The 17,350-nt window shown below is 65.5% G+C and carries 15 protein-coding genes and 1 pseudogene; 10 read left to right on the forward strand and 6 right to left on the reverse strand.

The window, feature by feature from the left end:
* Positions 1–765 (forward strand): annotated as a pseudogene (locus GPT33_RS10205) (hypothetical protein); the annotation flags it as partial.
* A gap of 185 nt (positions 766–950) precedes the next feature.
* Here GPT33_RS10205 and nifA read toward each other — a convergent pair.
* Both nifA and nifL read right to left on the reverse strand, forming a co-directional pair.
* Complete coding sequence (gene nifA / locus GPT33_RS10210; protein WP_296808297.1) at positions 951–2,531, reverse strand: nif-specific transcriptional activator NifA; 1,581 nt, start codon at positions 2,529–2,531, stop codon at positions 951–953.
* Between the two features lie 16 nt (positions 2,532–2,547).
* Positions 2,548–4,188: a nitrogen fixation negative regulator NifL gene (nifL, locus tag GPT33_RS10215; RefSeq protein ID WP_296808299.1), complete on the reverse strand. Its 1,641-nt coding sequence runs from the start codon at positions 4,186–4,188 to the stop codon at positions 2,548–2,550.
* A gap of 438 nt (positions 4,189–4,626) precedes the next feature.
* Between nifL and rsxA the strand changes: the two genes are divergently transcribed.
* The 8 genes from rsxA (at position 4,627) to GPT33_RS10255 (ending at position 11,497) form a co-directional block, all read left to right on the forward strand.
* Positions 4,627–5,202, forward strand: coding sequence for an electron transport complex subunit RsxA (rsxA, locus tag GPT33_RS10220; protein ID WP_040731729.1), 576 nt, complete (start codon positions 4,627–4,629; stop codon positions 5,200–5,202).
* A gap of 255 nt (positions 5,203–5,457) precedes the next feature.
* Positions 5,458–6,000 carry an electron transport complex subunit RsxB gene (rsxB, locus tag GPT33_RS10225; protein ID WP_296808303.1) on the forward strand — a complete coding sequence of 181 codons (543 nt, stop codon included), beginning with the start codon at positions 5,458–5,460 and terminating at the stop codon, positions 5,998–6,000.
* Between the two features lie 138 nt (positions 6,001–6,138).
* Positions 6,139–7,665: an electron transport complex subunit RsxC gene (gene rsxC / locus GPT33_RS10230; RefSeq protein WP_296808305.1), complete on the forward strand. Its 1,527-nt coding sequence runs from the start codon at positions 6,139–6,141 to the stop codon at positions 7,663–7,665.
* 1 nt (position 7,666) lies between these two features.
* Positions 7,667–8,758, forward strand: a complete 1,092-nt coding sequence (locus GPT33_RS10235; protein ID WP_296808307.1) for an RnfABCDGE type electron transport complex subunit D — start codon at positions 7,667–7,669, stop codon at positions 8,756–8,758.
* The gene (locus GPT33_RS10240; protein WP_296808309.1) at positions 8,755–9,435 is read left to right on the forward strand and encodes an RnfABCDGE type electron transport complex subunit G; all 681 of its coding nucleotides are present in this window, start codon (positions 8,755–8,757) and stop codon (positions 9,433–9,435) included. Before GPT33_RS10235 ends, GPT33_RS10240 begins: the two co-directional genes overlap by 4 nt.
* Positions 9,436–9,487: 52 nt before the next feature.
* Positions 9,488–10,189 carry an electron transport complex subunit E gene (locus GPT33_RS10245; protein WP_296808312.1) on the forward strand — a complete coding sequence of 234 codons (702 nt, stop codon included), beginning with the start codon at positions 9,488–9,490 and terminating at the stop codon, positions 10,187–10,189.
* A gap of 42 nt (positions 10,190–10,231) precedes the next feature.
* Positions 10,232–10,513 carry an RnfH family protein gene (locus tag GPT33_RS10250; protein WP_296808315.1) on the forward strand — a complete coding sequence of 94 codons (282 nt, stop codon included), beginning with the start codon at positions 10,232–10,234 and terminating at the stop codon, positions 10,511–10,513.
* A 360-nt stretch (positions 10,514–10,873) separates the two neighbouring features.
* Entirely contained in the window at positions 10,874–11,497 is a 624-nt protein-coding gene (locus tag GPT33_RS10255) for an NUDIX hydrolase (protein ID WP_296808318.1), read from the forward strand.
* Positions 11,498–11,545: 48 nt separating this feature from the next.
* Here GPT33_RS10255 and GPT33_RS10260 read toward each other — a convergent pair whose 3' ends face one another.
* Genes GPT33_RS10260 through GPT33_RS10275 form a run of 4 tightly spaced genes read right to left on the reverse strand, consistent with a single transcriptional unit; the run spans position 11,546 to position 16,125 of the window.
* Positions 11,546–12,616 carry a glycosyltransferase gene (locus GPT33_RS10260; protein ID WP_296808320.1) on the reverse strand — a complete coding sequence of 357 codons (1,071 nt, stop codon included), beginning with the start codon at positions 12,614–12,616 and terminating at the stop codon, positions 11,546–11,548.
* A 34-nt stretch (positions 12,617–12,650) separates the two neighbouring features.
* Positions 12,651–13,757 (reverse strand): glycosyltransferase, encoded by a 1,107-nt coding sequence (locus GPT33_RS10265; RefSeq protein WP_296808322.1) that lies wholly within the window; start codon positions 13,755–13,757, stop codon positions 12,651–12,653.
* Positions 13,754–14,791, reverse strand: coding sequence for a glycosyltransferase family 9 protein (locus GPT33_RS10270; RefSeq protein ID WP_296808325.1), 1,038 nt, complete (start codon positions 14,789–14,791; stop codon positions 13,754–13,756). The genes GPT33_RS10265 and GPT33_RS10270 overlap by 4 nt, the downstream gene beginning before the upstream one ends.
* A complete protein-coding gene (locus tag GPT33_RS10275; RefSeq protein ID WP_296808328.1) occupies positions 14,788–16,125 on the reverse strand; it encodes an O-antigen ligase family protein in 1,338 nt (445 codons plus the stop codon). The genes GPT33_RS10270 and GPT33_RS10275 overlap by 4 nt, the downstream gene beginning before the upstream one ends.
* A 245-nt stretch (positions 16,126–16,370) precedes the next feature.
* Here GPT33_RS10275 and GPT33_RS10280 point away from each other — a divergent pair.
* Positions 16,371–17,350, forward strand: a 980-nt coding sequence (locus tag GPT33_RS10280) for a glycosyltransferase (protein WP_296808331.1), incomplete at its 3' end; no start/stop codon positions are given.

A 17,350-nucleotide genomic window follows, 5' to 3' on the forward strand; every position in this document is an offset into this window, starting at 1 on the left:
TTACGCGCGGGCTATTCACAGCGCCCCACCGGGTTTTCCGCAGACGGTGATCCTGTGCGGTGTCCGGGATCTGCGCGACTATCGCATCCATTCCAGCTGCGCGAGCCGCGTGTGCGCCGGGTCATCGAGCCGATGTTGGCCGGCACCGCCTTGGGTGAGGTGCCCGAGGACGACATCCAATACCTCATCGATCTCGGTCTCTGTCGGATGGCACCGGGCCGCGGCCTGACGATCGCCAATCCGATCTATCGCGAGGTCCTGCCTCGTATCTTGGCCTTCACACCGCAGGCGTCCTTGCCGCAGATCGCCCCGACCTGGCTGAATCCCGACGCGAGCCTGAACCCCGACCGTCTCCTGAACGCCTTCCTGGCCTTCTGGCGCCAACACGGCCAACCTCTCTTGGGCAGCGCCGCCTACCACGAGATCGCCCCGCATCTGGTGCTCATGGCCTTTCTGCATCGCGTAGCCAACGGCGAGGGCACGCTGGAACGCGAATATGCGATCGGCTCCGGCCGGATGGATCTGTGTCTGCGTTACGGAGCGGTCACGCTCGGCATCGAGCTGAAGGTCTGGCGCGACGGTGCGCCCGATCCCTTGGCCGAGGGGTTGGTGCAGCTGGATGGGTATCTCGCCGGTCTCGGGCTCGACGCGGGCTGGCTCGTGATCTTCGACCGTCGCACCGGCCAGCCGCCGATCGCCGAGCGCACGAGCAGCGTCGAGACGCGCAGCCCGCAGGGCCGACAGATCCGCGTGGTGCGGGCTTAAACCGCGCTCAGCGCGGTATGCGATGCTTTTGGATGGATCGGCCCCGGCAGGCTTGACGGCCGTTGGAGTCGGCGCGGTTTAAGCTATTAAAAAATATATCATTTTAAACCGCGTCTCGGCCAAGGGTTGTGGATGCTGAAAACGTCGAGCTCACTCGAAAACGAGCATCTCGCTCTGGACGCGGTTTAAAATTGCCGCATCTTGATGTTCAGCGTCTGAATCCGGTAGGCGATCTGGCGCGGTGTCATGTTGAGCAGTCGCGCAGCCTTGGCCTGGACCCAGCCGGCCTCTTCCAACGCGGCGATGACGCGCTCGCGCTCGTCGATGTCGGGGTCGTTGAAGTCGATCGTGGAAATCTTTGCGGGCGTGCTCGGAAGCGGCTCGCTTGCGAGCGCGGCCACGTTCAGGCCGGTCAGCTCGATCACGTCGCGGTCGATGATCCCCTGCTCGCTCATGACCGCGGCGCGCTCCATGCAGTTCTCGAGCTCGCGGACATTGCCGGGCCAGTCGTGCCGCATCAGGATGCGCAGCGCACTATCGGTGATCGAGAGCTCGCGTCCCTGCATGCGCGAGACCTTGTCCACGAGAAAGCGGGCGAGGTCGGGGATGTCCTCGATGCGCTCGCGCAGTGCGGGCATCCGGATGGGCATGACGTTCAAGCGGTAGTAGAGATCCTCGCGGAAGTCGCCGGCGCGCACCTCCGCCTCGAGGTCGCGATTGGTGGCCGCGATGACCCGCACATCGACCTTGAGCGTGCGACCGCCGCCGACCCGCTCGAACTCGCCCTCCTGCAGAACACGTAACAGCTTGGCCTGGAAGGCGGGCGTTATCTCGCCGATCTCGTCGAGAAAGAGGGTGCCGCCGTCGGCTTGCTCGAAACGGCCCTTGCGCTGGCTGATTGCGCCTGTGAACGCGCCCTTCTCATGCCCGAAAAGCTCGGATTCCAGCAGGTTGTCCGGAAGGGCCGCGCAGTTGAGCTTGACGAAGGCGGCGCGGGCGCGGGGGGAGTTGTAATGGATGGCGTTGGCGATCAACTCCTTGCCGGTGCCTGATTCGCCCCGAATCAGGACCGTCGTGTTCCATTTCGCGACTTGGCGCACCTGATCGAAGACCAGGCGCATGGTGTCCGTGTGTCCGATGATGCTGTCGAAGCCATGGGTGCCCTTGACCTCGCGCCGGAGCTTGTCGCGCTCCTCGCGCAAGGCTTGCTGCTCGGCCTCGACGGTGCGGGCAAGACGGACCGCCTGGCCGATCAGATTGGCGACCATCTCCAGAAAACGTGCACGCTCTTCTAACAGCCCGTCGGCGACGGGAGGCTGGGCGGCGAAGACGCCGATCGCACCGCCTTCGCCGAGTCGGATCGGGACACCGATGAAGGGCAGGTCCGGATCGTAGAGACTGAGCCGATCGAGGAAGCGCGGCTCGTCGCCGATGCGCGGCACGATCCAGGGCCGATTCCGGGAGAGGATACTGCCGATCACGCCCTCGCCGGGCTGATAGGTGATGCGGTCGGTCGCGTAGGGATCGTCGGTGTGAAGCGCACGGATCAAGAGCTCGCCGCGATCCTCGCTCAGGAGACTGACCATCCCGTGTTGCAGGCGCCCGCGCTCGTGCAGGACGCCGAGCACCTCGCGCAGGGTCTGGCGCAGATCGAGCGAACGGCTGAGCACCGAGCTCACCTCGAACAGTGCGCCCAGTTGGGATTCGAGCAGATCCAACCGGCAGGCCTGCTCGGCGCTGCCGGGGACGGGGTAGTCGGCATTCATGAGGGTTCGCGCAAGCTCAGTCGTCGTCGGGGACTGCAGTCAGTGACAGGCGAATGCGACAGCCATCGGTCATCTTCGGGTCGACCTCGATACTGCCTCCATGGGCGTTGACGATCTCCTGACTGAGGGCAAGACCCATACCGGCCTTGCCGCGGCGGTTGCGCCAGCCGATGTAGAATGGCTCGAACACCTTATAGCGGTCTTCGGCCGGGATTCCCTGGCCGTTGTCTTCGATCTCGACCTCGACGGCCTCGTCGACACGGCGGGTGGTCAGGCGCAGCTCGCGGTGCGCGCGGCTGGTCTCGCAGAGCGCCTGAATGGCGTTGTCGATCAGGTGCTTGAACAAGGCGCGAAGCTGGTTCTTGTGGCCCGGCAGCTCGGGCAGGACATGTGCCGGACGCCAATCGACCACGATCCCCGTGGCCAACAGCCGGTCGGTCTCCAGCTCCAGGACCTGGCGCAGGAGCTCGTTGACGTTGACCATGACCCCGGCCTCGCGCGGCTCCTCGGGCAGTGCCGAGGTCAGGGTCGCGAGTGCCTTGGCGCCGGAGATGCTGATCTGGTCGAGCATCCCGGCGAGCGTGTCGACGTTGCCGGCACCGCCGCGCACCATGGCCGCGGCGGCATTGATGACGTTGAGCGGGACCTGGATCTGATAGATGGCCGCGGCGAGCGCCTCGCGCATCCCGTGCATCAGCTGTTGTTCGGCGAGCCTGGCGCGCAGGTTTTCCAGATGGGCACGCTCGATCTCGCGCCGTCGCGCAGTGACCTCGCTTGCGAGCAGCAACAGACGCCGGTCGCCGGGGGCTTGGCGACCGAAATAATTCCGCGCACTGGCGTCGGTCTCCTCGACCGGGGTCCCGGAGCAGGCGAACCAGCGCGGCCCCATCGAGCCGGGGATCTCGATCGCGACCTCGACATCCTTGAAACCGCGCCCCTCCAAACAGGCGGCGAACGCATCCACGCCGAGCTGCTCGCTGACCGCCGCGCGCAGTACATCCGCCGGCTCCTTCCCGCGTAGATCCCCGAACAGCTTCTTGTACTCCTGATTGTCCAGGATGATCCGGCCCTTGCTGTCGAGCAGGACGACGATCACCGGGGCGGCATCCAGCACGGTCTCGATCCGGGCCTTCTGCTGGCGCAGCGCCCCTTCGAGCTCGTGGACCTTGGTCGCGTCCCGATGCATCCCGAGGAAGTACTGAAGATCCCCGTTGCGGTCCAGGACCGGGGAGATGATCAGCTCGGCCAGATAGTCGAGGCCCGCCTTCGTGCGGTTGACCAGGGTGCCGGTCCAGGTCTCCTTGCGCTGGATGGTTCGCCACAGCTGTTGGTAGACGCTCGAGGGTGTCGCGTTGCTTGAGAGGATCGACTCGTTCTGGCCCAGAACCTCCTCGCGGCTGTACCCGGTCAAGGTTTCGAAGGCACGATTCGCATAGAGGATCGCCGCTGTGTGGTCCGTAATGGAGATGGCCACGGGTGATTGCTCGACCGCTTCGAAGAAGAGGCGGGGAGGTAGCGGATCCAACGCATTGCCGCCCATCAGCGTCAGCGCCTCGACGACCTCGATCGGGGTCCCGTCGGGCGGCGAGGCCAAAAACTCGCCGAGCGCGTTGATGACGACCTGCTGGACGGTGTCCGGGGCTTCTCGGACCGGCACGGCGCTCTCCTGAATCCTGTTCGTAGCGAAACTCTAACGCAATTGTAATGCCATCGACGATGGGTGCGGGTCGGCCAAGGGGCGGCCCCGAGTCCTCTCGGGCGGCGCAGCGTCTTCGTCGGAGGCGGTCCTGTCGAAACCCCTGTCAGTTTTACGACATTTCCATGCGACTGCAACCGGGATTTCTGTTGTCACCGCGACAGTCGGCTCCGGAGTATCACGCCTATGACGAACGCGGACGCATCTGCGCGATGCCGGCTGTTCCGTGTCACCCTCCTTCGGGGCGAGGTCAATCCATTGATGAAGGAACGACATTTGGGTGTCCGGTGCTGCCTCGAACGACATCCGATCGGTCCGGTGCCAGGGCAGTACTCGGCAGCTGGCACCGCATTTGCTGATGCCATGACATCAAGGTCGCGACGCAAGGGCGTTCAACCGATGGGCGAGTATGTCATGCTGATTCTCGGCACCGCGTTGGTCAACAACGTGGTGCTGGTCAAGTTCCTGGGGCTCTGTCCTTTCATGGGCGTGTCGAACAAGCTCGACTCCGCCCTGGGGATGGGGCTGGCCACCACCTTCGTGCTGACGTTGGCCGCGGTCGCGAGCTGGCTGCTCGAATGGTTTGTGCTCCAGCCACTGGATATCGGCTTCCTGCGCATTCTGACCTTCATTCTGGTGATCGCTGCAGTCGTGCAGTTTACCGAGATGGCCGTGCGCAAGCTCTCCCCGGCGCTCTACCAGGTTTTGGGGATCTTCCTCCCTCTGATCACCACCAACTGCGCAGTGCTCGGCGTGGCCCTGCTGAATGTTCAAGAGGAGCACGGATTCCTCGAAAGCGTTCTCTACGGGTTTGGCTCCGCGCTCGGGTTCACCTTGGTGATGTTGCTGTTCGCCGGCATGCGCGAGCGACTCGCGCTGGCGCAGGTCCCGGCGGCCTTTACGGGAACGCCGATCGCCTTTATCGCGGCCGGGCTCTTGTCGTTGGCCTTCATGGGCTTTGCCGGTCTGGCGTGAAACTCCGGAACGCGGTCGGCGCGACAGGCAAGGATTGGTGAAGCGCTCGATCTCTTGTCCGGTCAGCGGCCATGGCGGGACGCCTTCCGGAGGACGAGAGATCGATGAAGAGGTTCGCTGCACGGGTGTGACGATTTTCGAGACGGATGCCGACGGGGTTCGGGTCGGGTTTCGGAAGGCAGCGGACCAGCAGTTCCTTGGCCGCCTAGAAGGGCACAACCAACACAACGGATTCTTAAACGAGATCGGAACACGATGATAGCCGCGATCTTTAGCCTCACGACACTCGGCCTGATTTTGGGTTGGCTCTTGGGCCTCGCTGCGCGCTATCTGAAGGTCGATGGCAATCCGCTCGCCGAGCGGGTTGTCGAGCTGCTGCCCGGTTCTCAATGCGGCCAATGCGGTTATCCGGGATGCACGCCTGCGGCGGAGGCGATCGCTTCGGGCTCGGCGCCGGTAACCATCTGTCCGCCTGGCGGACGCGCCTTGGCCGAGGAGCTCGCGGGTGTGCTCGGGGTCAGCGTCGACCTGTCCGGCGTCGCCGACAAAGCGCCCGCGATCGCGCACATCCACGAGAACCTCTGCATCGGCTGCTGCAAATGCTTCAAGCGCTGCCCGACCGACGCGATCATGGGAGCCAACAACATGATCCACAGCGTCTTCGCCGATGCCTGTACCGGCTGCGAGCTGTGCTTCGACGTCTGCCCGACCGAATGCATCGAGATGCGCCCGGTCACGCCGACCCTTCAAACCTGGTACTGGGCAAAGCCGAGCGCCCTGGCGCCGGGGAGCTGCTAGGCGCCGGCCGCCAGCCGCCATCCGCCAGCCACCACCCACCAGCTGATGGATGAAAGCTGAAGGCAGGAGGCAGGACGCAGGCGACAACCCCGAGCAACGCCCTAAAGATCGCGACGCAGAGGCAAGAAAGACCCGACTATGAAACTCTTCAAGATCCGCGGCGGCGTGCATCCGCACGACAACAAGCACCTCGCGGCCGGTCAGGCGATCGAGGATCTGCCGATGCCGGCCCTGTTGCATATCCCCCTGCAACAGCACATCGGCGCGCCCGCCAAGCCGGCGGTGCGACGTGGTCAGCATGTCGCCAAGGGCGAGCTGCTTGCACTCAGTCAGGGTGTCATCTCGGCTCCGGTCCATGCGCCGACCTCGGGGAGGGTCATGGGTGTGGGGAGCTACCCGGCACATCATGCCTCCGGGCTCTCGGTGCGGACCGTGACCCTGAAGCCCGACGGCGAGGATCGTTGGTCGGATGAGATCCAGGGCGTTTCCGACCCCTTTGCACTCACTCCCGAGGAGATCGCCGCGCGAGTTGCGGCGGCCGGCATCGTCGGGATGGGCGGGGCGACCTTCCCGTCCGCGGTGAAGCTCAATCTGCGTACGCGCTACCGTCTGCATACCCTGGTGATCAACGGGGCTGAATGTGAGCCCTATTTGACCTGCGACGACCGTCTTATGCGCGAGCATGCCGAGGACGTCGTCGACGGGGTCCGAATCATGGCGCACGCCTTGGGGGTCGATCGGATCATCATCGCTATCGAGAACAACAAGCCCGAGGCGCAGGCGGCGATGGCGCTGGCGGCCTCGGTGGATTCGCGGATCCGCATCGCTCGTCTGCCGACGCGTTATCCGATGGGGTCCGAGAAGCATCTTGTGCAGGCCCTGACCGGGCGCGAGACGCCGGCGCGCGGACTAACGGCCGACATCGGCGTCGTCGTACATAACGGCGCCACGGCCTTCGCGGTCCACGAGGCACTGCGCTTGGGTCGGCCGCTGGTGTCGCGTGTCGTGACCGTCAGTGGCGGCGCTGTCTCGCGCCCGCGTAACCTGCGTGTGCCTCTCGGAGCGCGGGTGCAGGATTTGCTCGAGCACTGCGGTGGCTTCGCGCAACCGCCGGCGCAGCTGATCAGCGGCGGCCCCATGATGGGCCAACCATTGCCGAGTACCCGCGTCCCCATGGTCAAGGGCAGCAACGGCGTGTTGGCGCTCACGACGGCCGAGGTCACACGGCAAGAACCCATGCCCTGTATCCGCTGCGCGACCTGCGTACAGGCCTGCCCTTGCGGACTGGTCCCGCTCGACATGGCCGCACACACGCGCGCCGGAGATCTGGACGGTGCCGTCAGCCTCGGTCTGATGGACTGCATCGGCTGCGGATCCTGCGCCTATGTCTGCCCGGCCCATATTCCGCTGGTGCAGTATTTCAACTATGCCAAGGGCGAGATGGCCGCGCGCGGTCGAGCCAAACAGAAGATGACTGAAACCAAGCGGCTAGCCGAGCAACGCACCGCCCGGATGGAGGCGATCAAGCAGGCCAAGCGTGAGGCGATGGCCAAGCGCAAACGCGAGGCCGCGGCCAAAAAGGCCGCCGAAGCAACGGCGACCGACGCTGCGGTCATGACACCCGGGGCGGCAGCCGAGCCCCCGGTTACGGCGGCGGAGGCCTGAGATGCAGATCGAGACACCGGCCTCGAGCGCCGGCCCCTTCGCCCACGCGCGCACCAGCGTCCAGCGCACCATGGCCCTGGTAATGCTGGCGCTCTTGCCGGCAACCCTCTTCGGTTTCTGGCAGTTCGGCTGGCCGGCGGTCTTTCTGTTCTTCGCGACGATCGGGACGGCACTCCTCGCCGAGTCGGCTTGCCTGAAACTCGCCGGCAAACCCCAGCGTCTCTATCTGCTCGACGGCTCGGCCCTGCTCGCCGGCTGGCTGCTCGCGGTGAGCCTGCCGCCCTGGGCACCGTGGTGGATCGGCGCGATCGGTGCGGTCATCGCCGTCGTGGTCGCCAAGCACGTCTTCGGCGGATTGGGTCAGAACCTCTTCAATCCGGCAATGGTTGCTCGGGTGGCCCTGTTGATCTCCTTTCCCCTGGAGATGACCAATTATGTCCAGCCCATGCCGCTGTTTTCCGCCGATGCACCGGGATTCCTTCAGAGTGTGGGGATTAGCCTCGGTCAACCGGGCTTCGATGCCATTTCGGGCGCGACCCTCCTGAGCCATGTCCGCACCGAACTGAGTCAAGGAATGAGTCTGTCCGAGATCATTCCCGGTATGGCCCACCTGGTCTCGGGCGCCGTCGGAACCATCGCCGGCAGCATGGGCGAGACCTCGGCACTCCTCATCCTGCTCGGCGGACTCTTCCTGCTCGCCAAGCGGGTGATCACTTGGCATACGCCGGTGGCCATGATCGGCTCTCTCGCGATCCTCGCCACCCTGATGAATCTCTACGACCCCGAGCATTATGCCGGCGCCCTCTATCACATCGTCTCGGGTGCGACATTGTTGGTGGCCTTCTTCATCGCCACGGACCCGGTGACCTCGCCCGTCTCCAAGATGGGTCAGATCATCTTCGGGGCTGGCTGCGGCGTTCTGGTCTATGTCATCCGGACCTGGGCCGGCTACCCGGAAGGTGTGGCCTTCGCCATCCTGCTCATGAACGCCTGCACTCCGATGATCGATCACTACATCCGGCCACGCGTCTACGGACGCGATCGCCGCGGCACGCCGATCGAATACGCCGACAACGCCGAGATGCGCAAATGACCACCGTCGCCCAACCGAGTTACCGAAAACGCATCGGCTACCAGTCGGGCTTGCTCGGGGGCTTCACCCTGATCGCTGCGGCCCTCCTGGTGATGGGCGATATCGCCACCCGGGACACCATCGCACTGCGCAAGGCCGAGGACCTCAAGGCTTCGCTCGCGGAGGTGATTCCGCCCGCAATCCACGACAACGACCTACTGGCCGATCCGCTCACCTTGAACGGTCCGGACGGCGAACCCCTGGTCGTCTACCGCGCGCGACAAGGGCTCCAGGTGACGGGTGTCGCCTATCGGATCAGCGGTGTCGGCTATGCCGGAAAGATCGAGCTGCTGCTCGGGCTGGACGCCGCGGGGACCGTCCTGGGGACGCGCGTCCTCTCGCATGCGGAGACACCCGGGCTCGGGGACAAGATGGAGGTTACCAAAGGGGACTGGATCCTGGCCTTCGATGGCCTGAGTCTCGGCAATCCACCCGCGGAGCGCTGGGCGGTGAAGAAGGACGGCGGCGACTTCGACCAGTTCACCGGCGCCACCATCACCCCGCGCGGGATCCTCGGCGCACTGCGCGACGGACTGGAGTTTTTCGCCCGGCACCGCGACACCTTGACCGCATCCGCGGTCGTTCAGGTCGACACGGCGGACGCTGCGCGAGGCCAGGTCACCACGCCGCAGCCGTGACCTCGGTGACGCGCGGCAAGAATCGTTACGGGACAGACTGCATCGAGGCGCTATGAGCACAGGCACAAACGACAAGGATCGGACGGCGTGGGGCAAGATCGCCCGGGACGGCTTCTGGGACAACAATGTCATCCTGGCTCAATCGCTTGCGCTCTGTCCGTTGCTGGCGGTGACCGGGACGGCGACCAACGGGCTCGGTATGGGACTGGCTACCACGGCCGTGCTGGTCGCATCCGGGCTGATGATCTCCCTGCTGCGCGGCCTGATCACACCCGAGGTGCGGATCCCGGTCTTTGTCCTCATCATCGCCGTCCTGGTGACCCTGGTCGATCTGGGGCTCAACGCTTGGCTGCATGATCTGCACAAGGTTCTGGGTCTCTTTATCCCGCTGATCGTGACCAACTGCGCCATCCTGGGCCGGGCCGAGTCCTTCGCCTCGCGCAACGCAGTGATGCCCGCGGCCTTCGACGGGTTGATGATGGGTGTGGGTTTCACCTTCGTTTTGGTCCTGCTCGGTGCGATCCGCGAGATCATCGGGAGCGGAACCCTGTTCGCCAACGCCGAATTGCTGCTCGGCGAAGGGATGGCCTTCCTGGAGCTGACCCTGATACCGGAGTACCGCGGTTTCCTGCTTGCAATCTTGCCACCCGGCGGATTTCTGGCGCTCGGTTTCATGCTTGCCGGCAAGCGTCTGATCGACGCCCGAGTCGCGGCGATCAAGCGGCGCGCCTCGCCCGCCGGCGCGATGGCCTGAGCCGTCTCCGAACCCCAGCCTGACCTTTCGAGGATCCGATCCATGCATGTCGGTGTCGCATACGCGGACAAGTTCAAACAGACCTGGCTGAAGCTCGATGTCCCGGACGGGAGCACCGCTCGCGACGCGATCGAGCGCTCGGGCCTGCTCGACCAGTTTCCCGAGATCAACCTGACCGAGAATAAGGTCGGTATCTTCGGGCGGCTGATCAAGCTCGAGACACGTCTCGGCGACGGTGATCGGGTGGAGATCTACCGGCCGATTACGGCCGACCCGGAGACTGTCGAGCGACGCGATCAGGTTGGCGAGGACGATGCGGACTAAGCCGCGCACAGCGCGGTATGCGGTGTTTTTGGATGAAATCGGCCCCGGCAGACTTGACGAGCGTTGGAGCCGGCGCGGTTTAAGGCGAATTCCGGAAACCCTCATACCCCGGCGTCGATTGTGCCGAGCCGTGCGAGGCGCAACCAACCGTCGGCGCAAGTTGTGCCTCCTATCATCAGCACAACTTACGGGGATGGAGTTTTACGGAAATCGCCTAAGCACTGATGGAGCGGGCGGCTTGAGGTGGCCCGTCGTCCTGGTTTGATTCGGTTTCCGTCATCTCGTAGCATCACGAACAGTTTCTCGCGCCGCCCGCCACCACCATCGGGCGGCACTATGGGTTCAACGCAGAGACGCGCGATGTTTTCTGGGCTGACACACTGGATCGAACAGCGACCGGCACTGCACCGCGTCGCCTTGCGTCTGTGGCGCCTCTTTCCGTCGCGACTGGCCGGCTTGCTCAAGCGTTTCATGGCCCGCAACTGGATCGTCGGTGCTGTCGGGGTTCTGATGGATACGAATCGGTCGCCGCCCGAGGTTCTCCTGATCGAGCACAGTTATCGCCGACGCGGTGCCTGGGGCTTGCCGGGCGGATCCTTGGAATCCATGCCGCAGCGTCCCCGAGGTGCCGCGGACGCCGGGCTGCCTGACGATGTGCTGGAGCGCACCATGGAGCGCGAGATCCTCGAGGAGCTCGGCATCGACGTGACCGGGATCCGCTTGCTGCGGGTCGATGCGATGCCGTTCGTGGAGGAGGAGCCGGGTGCCAACCGGCTCGACTTCTATTTTGTCTGCAAGCCCGCCATGGGCTTCGATGCGCTGCGTCGGCAGATCGATTCGGGAGCCTTTGTCGCCCGCTCCCCCGAGGTGACGAGCGCCCGCTTGGTGCCCCTGACCGAGCTCGAGCGCTATGATCTCTACTCCCCGCATGCACGGCTTCTGCAGGTCGATCTACCTCGCTTGAGTCCCGGTCTTGGCATGTGAGACGGCGGATTGCCGGGTGCGTAGAGGCGGCCAGGTGCGAGGTTGCCGTCAGCGGGCTAGATCCCGATACAAGGCCAGATACTGATCCAGGATGGCATCGCGGCTGAAGTCGCGCTGCACCCGTGCATGGCCGCGCTCGGCGAGAGCGGACATGAGTGTCGGGTTGGACAGCACCTCGCGAATCCCCTCGGCGAGCCCGGCCGCGTCCGCACAGGGCACGGCCCAACCGTCCTCGCCATGTCGAACGATCTCCCGCGCTCCGCGAAAGTTGGCCGTCACCAGAGGCTTGCGCCAGGCCCATGCCTCCAGGATGACGTTGCCCATCGGTTCCGCGTCCAAGGACGGGAAGACGACGAGATCCGCCATCTGCAGATAGGCCGAGGGATCCTTCTGCCAGCCGGTCCAGAGGATACGCTTCTCCTGCCCGACGTCGATCGCCTGACGATGCAAATCAGGCCCCAAAGGTCCGTCGCCCACGATGATCAGGCGCAACGGTCGTCCATCGATCGTCTCCGGGAGTCGGGCCATGGCATCGACGAGGTGCCGATGTCCCTTGAAGCCGACGAGCCTCCCCAAGGTGACCATGACCAATGCCTCGTCCGGGACGCCATGCCGAGCGCGCAGCTCGGCCACCCGCTCCGGCGCCACCGGATGCACCGGCTCGGCGAAATTGTAGATGTGATGGACCCGATCCGCCGGCAGGCCGTTTTGGACCATCCAATCGCAGAGCTGCTTGGTGTTGCCGATCCAGCCATGGGCATGTCGAAAAGGTCCGAGCGCGTAATAGCCGCCCAGCCTTGCGAGATGGACTGGCCCTTTCGATGGCAGGTGGGTCAGCCGGGTGGCCCGCCCCATGTAGGTCTGGACGATGTCCGGGCGCACCCGGGCGATGGTGCGCGAGACGGCATCGCGCGAGAGCGGATCCCAGGTCGTGAGAAAGGGCAGTCGATGGACCTGGAGCGATCCGTAGTCGAGATCGTCGACACCGCTGCCGCGGCGGATCGCCAGGTCGACGGGGACCCCGCGTTCGGCGAGCGCAAGACTGAAGCGGATCGCCCAACGCTCGGCTCCGCCGAGGGCCTTGCTGGCGACCATTTGGAGACTGGATGGATCTGACATAAAGGGCTGAAGTCGTTCGTCAAGTCGAAATCCTTTACCCCGGCTCGGAGCGCAGGGTCGCGTCGCGCGACAGCTCGCGATAGACCGCGAGGTTGCCCTCCACCATGGCGTCGATGGAGAACTCGCGTGCCATCAGGGCCTGTCCGCCTGTGCCGAGTCTTCGGCGACGCTCGGGGTCGGAGAGCAGGGCCTCGAGCGCTGCCCTTAATGCCGCGATGTCTCCGGGGGGCACCAAGAGTCCGTTCTCGCCGTCGCGCACCGCCTCCGGGATACCGCCGACGCGGCTTGCGACGATCGGTACGCCCGCGCTGGCGGCCTGCAGCAAGGAGACGCCGAGCCCTTCCATGCGGGCGGGGTGGACGAGGAGATCCAGGCAGGGCATGAGCTCGGCGAGGTCGTCACGGAATCCGAGGAGCCGGACACGCCCATTCAGACCCTTCCGGTTGATCTGTGCTTCGAGTGCGTCCGCGAGCGGCCCCTTCCCGAAGAAGAGCACCTGCAGGCCGGGGTGGCGATCCATCAACGGGGGCAGAGCGTCGATCAGGTCGGCGTGCCCCTTGCGCTGAATCAGTTGAGCGACGACGCCGATCAGGAGTGCATCCTCGGGCACTCCGAGCCGAGCGGCGATCGAGGCGCGCGCGCAGGGCTGGGCGTAGGTCGCATGGTCGACCGCACTGCGAACGACCCGCAGCTTCTCTGCGGGCAGGCCCTCGGCAAGCAGCACGTCGCGAATCCCCTCCGAGATGGCCACCACACGGTCGAAGAGCCGGTACTTGAGCGCGACGAGCCAGTGCGGCTCGGGGTTGTCGACCCGGCGGGTGTGGATGACCGGCACACCGGTGAGGCGCGCCGCGATGCCGCCCATGACGTCGGCACCGATGCGGCTGTGCAGGTGCACCAGATCCGGTCGGTTCGCACGGATCAGGCGTCGCAGACGCATGATCATCGCCAGGTCCAGATCGCCCCGCATCGGCAGGCCGTAGACCCGCGCCACGGGCTCGGCGGCGTCGGCCAGTGCACATCCGGCGGGGCAGGCGAGCAGACTCTCGTGACCGCGAGCGGCGAGCCCGCGCAGCAGGTGCAGCACCTGATAGGCCCCGCCGTAGAGATGGCGTCCGCCCTCGACGTGAAGGATCCTCACGGCGCAGCCCCCAGCACGCCGCGCGCTGCGTCCATGATCTCGTCGATCGTGATCAGGCGCATGCAGGTGAAGGCCCCGTCGCAGGTCGGGCGACGTTTGCAGGGCGAGCAGTCGAGCTTGTGATACAGCACCCGAGCGTTGGCGCGGGTGGTGTCGAGATAGGGGCAAGTCGAGCCGAAGAGGAGCAGGCTCGGGGTACCGAAGGCGATGCCCATGTGACCCAGGCCCGTATCTACGCCGATCAGGAGCGACGCGCGCTCGATCAGGGCCGCGGCCTCGATGAGACTTGTACGGCCCGTGAGATCGACCAAGGAAGTGTCGGCGGCATCGCGGATGCGTGTCGCGGCCTCGCGGTCCGCCGGACCGCCGAGCAAGACCGGCGTCAGGCCGAGATCCGCCTGGATGCGCGCAGCCAGAGGTGCCCAACGCTCCTCGATCCAGTGTTTTTGCGGACGCGTCGTGAAGGGGCAGAGCACGGCATAGCCGTCGCTTAGATCATGCTCGGCGATGATCCGATCGGCGAAGGCCGCCTCGACTTCGCCGTAATGCACGGCCATCGCGAAGTCATCCGCCGGCAGACCCAAGGTCTGCGCCAGATAGAGATACTCCGAGCCGATACGCCGCGGATCCCCGCCGCGCCGAACCGTCCGCGTCATCAGCCATTGGCTGCCCTCGCGCGAGCCCAGACCGATCCGCTCGCGAGCACCCGAGAGCCGCGTCAAGGCGCCGCTCTTGAGCAAGCCCTGCAGGTCGATGGCGAGGTCGAAGCGACGCTCGCGCAGATTCGTCCGCAGCGCCGCGATACCGGACATCAGCTCGCGCAGTCGGCGCTCGTGCCACAGGCGCCGCCAGTGACCGAGCGGACAGACGATGACCTCGTCCAGATCCGGGTGTCGGTCCAGCAGAGAGCGATATTCGGGCTGCACCAGCCAAGCGATGTGGGCCTGCGGATAGGCGCGCCGCAGGGCCGCGATCAGGGGCGACGCGAAGACGATGTCGCCGATCGCCGAGAGTCTGACGACGAGGATCTTCACCCGGGGTCGTCTCCCGGGGGCTTCGTCAGCCGCGCGAGACGGAAGCTGTAGGCCGCGCCTGCGAGCAGGATCCAGAAGACCATCCAGTCGCTGCGTACCACGCGATAGTTAAACAGATTCCAGATGAGCACGAACACGAGGGTGACCAGGAAGAGGCGGCAGAGATCCGCGGGGAGTCGTCCGGCGCGACACTCGGTGCCGGTCGCGCGCACCAGCGCCCAGACCAGGGCGACCGCCAACAACAGACCGACGGCGCCGAATTGAAACAGCGTCTCGGCATAGGCGTTGTGCAGATGCGGCAGCCAATTGACGTTGTCCAGAAGGGTGTCCGTGCGTCCGCTGGTCGCGATCCATTCGCGGCTTGTGCCCGCACCCCAGCCGAACCAGGGGCGTTCGCGCCATTTCTCGGCGGTGAAGAGCAGGGCATTCACGCGCAGGCCAACCGGATCGGAGGTCACCTCGGTCACATCGCCGCTCATCACTTGCTGAAGGGTGTCGGTCTGGTCGGTGAGCCGCATCTCGATCGTCTGATACTGACTCGCCAGGAAGGCCCCGAGGGCGGCGGCGACCAGCAGGATCGCAAGCCAGCGTCGCCTTGTCGGTGTCGCCGTCGTCGCCTGCCGCGACCGCCATTCCAGAAACGCCAAGACCGCCAGCCCGCCGAGAAAGCCGAGCCAGGAGCCGCGCGATTGGGACAGGAGCAGACCCTCCAACATGATGAGCAGCCACACGGCCCAAAGCGTCGCCGCCAGCCAGCGCTTCCAGGGTCGATCCCGCACGGCCCAAAAGGCACGACGCGTCGCGAGGAGCCCGAGCGCCCCGAGCCCGGCGAACATGCCGAAGGCGATTGATGGAAGGTAAGCATCGAACCGGGTCGAGAAGAAGGCGGCGTCGAAGGTCGCCCAGTCGATCTTGCGAAAGGTCGCGAGGGTGAAGCCGGCGAGCCCGAGCAGCAGGACCAGGCGCACCCGATCCGGGCGTCCTGCGATCCAGTAAGCGAGCGGGATGAAGAGCAGCAGCTTCACCCAATCCGTCCCGTTGTCGATGACGGCCTGTGACAGCGCCTGGGTCGGCTCCAGGAAATAGGCGATCGAGCTATGCACGGCGACATAGAGGCCGAAGGCCAGGGCCAGCTGCGCGACCGGATCCCGTGCGAGCCGCCCCCAAGCGTCGAATCGGACCAGAAAGGCCAGGATCAGCAAGACCAGGCCGACGGTGGCCGGAGTGATCCCGAGCAGCCCGAAGAACGCAAAGACATAGAGACCGACGAGACCGGCGCGTGACCAGCCGTCGGTCGGCGCGGCACTCGGCGTGAGGTAGGGCTTATCCGGCAAGGTTTGCGTCTCGAAGGGTTCTCGGGATTAAGGATGTCGGCTCGGGACGAGTATGATACGCGTGATCGCGCACCCGGGTGCACTGAGACACCGGCTTCCAGCGGCTTCGATGACCATCGCAGTCGGCGCGCATCCGCAAACCCGGGATCGCCGAGCTGCTCTCGGTGCTCCGACCGCACTGCCCGCACAATTCGACATCCAACACAAGACCCGGCCCGATGCCTCCGCCGTGTCGAGGACGATCAATGCCCGTCACCTCCCCGTCGGATCAACCCACCGCCGAAACCTTGCCGAATTCGGCATCGCGCCCGGTCTGCCTCTTCATCCCGAGTTTCGGCGACGGCGGGGTGGAGCGCATGATGGTCAATATCGCCCGCGGGATCGCCGATCAGGGCGTCGCGGTCGACTTCGTGGTCGGCCGGCGCGAGGCGCCTTTTCTGGATAGTCTGCCGGCGACGGTGACCCTCCATGCGCTCGGCCGTGTCCCGCCGCGGGAGCGACAGCGTTTCCTAGCCGACTATGTCGAGCGCCGTCGACCCTCCGTCGTCCTCTCGGCCAAGACCGAGGACGATCGCATCGCGGTCGCAGTGAAGGCGGCCTCGTCGACGGACACTCGCTACTTCCTGCGCCCCGGGACCACAATGTCCGAGCGCTGGCGTGCGCGCGGGAAGAACCGGCTAAAACGTTGGTGGGAGCAGCGCGAGCTGCGGCGTCTCTTTCAACGGGCCGACGGGGTCGTCGCCGTTTCGGAAGGGGTCGCCGCGGATATCGCCGAGGTCACGGGCATCGCCCCGAGCCGCATACGGGTGGTGCGCAACCCCAACATCACACCCGAGTTCTATGCACAGGCGCAGGAGCCGCTGGATCACCCCTGGTTCGGCCCCGATCAGGCGCCGGTGATCATGGGCGTCGGCGGCCTGCGCACCCAGAAGGACTTCGCGACTCTGATCAAGGCGTTCGCCCTGCTGCATGCGCGTCTGCCCTGTCGGCTGATGATCCTCGGACAGGGCCGTCAGTTGGGGCGGCTCTTGCGCCTCGCGCGGGATTTGGGCATTGCGGACGACGTGGCCCTGCCCGGTTTCGAGCCCAATCCCTATCGCTTCCTGGCACGCGCGAAGCTCTTCGCCCTCTCCTCGCTCTGGGAAGGCTCGCCCAATGTCCTGACCGAGGCGCTCGCACTGGGCACGCCCGTGGTCTCGACCGATTGCCGCAGCGGACCGAGAGA

Origin of the sequence: Thiocapsa sp. (assembly GCF_011390875.1) — a bacterium.
GTDB lineage: Bacteria > Pseudomonadota > Gammaproteobacteria > Chromatiales > Chromatiaceae > Thiocapsa.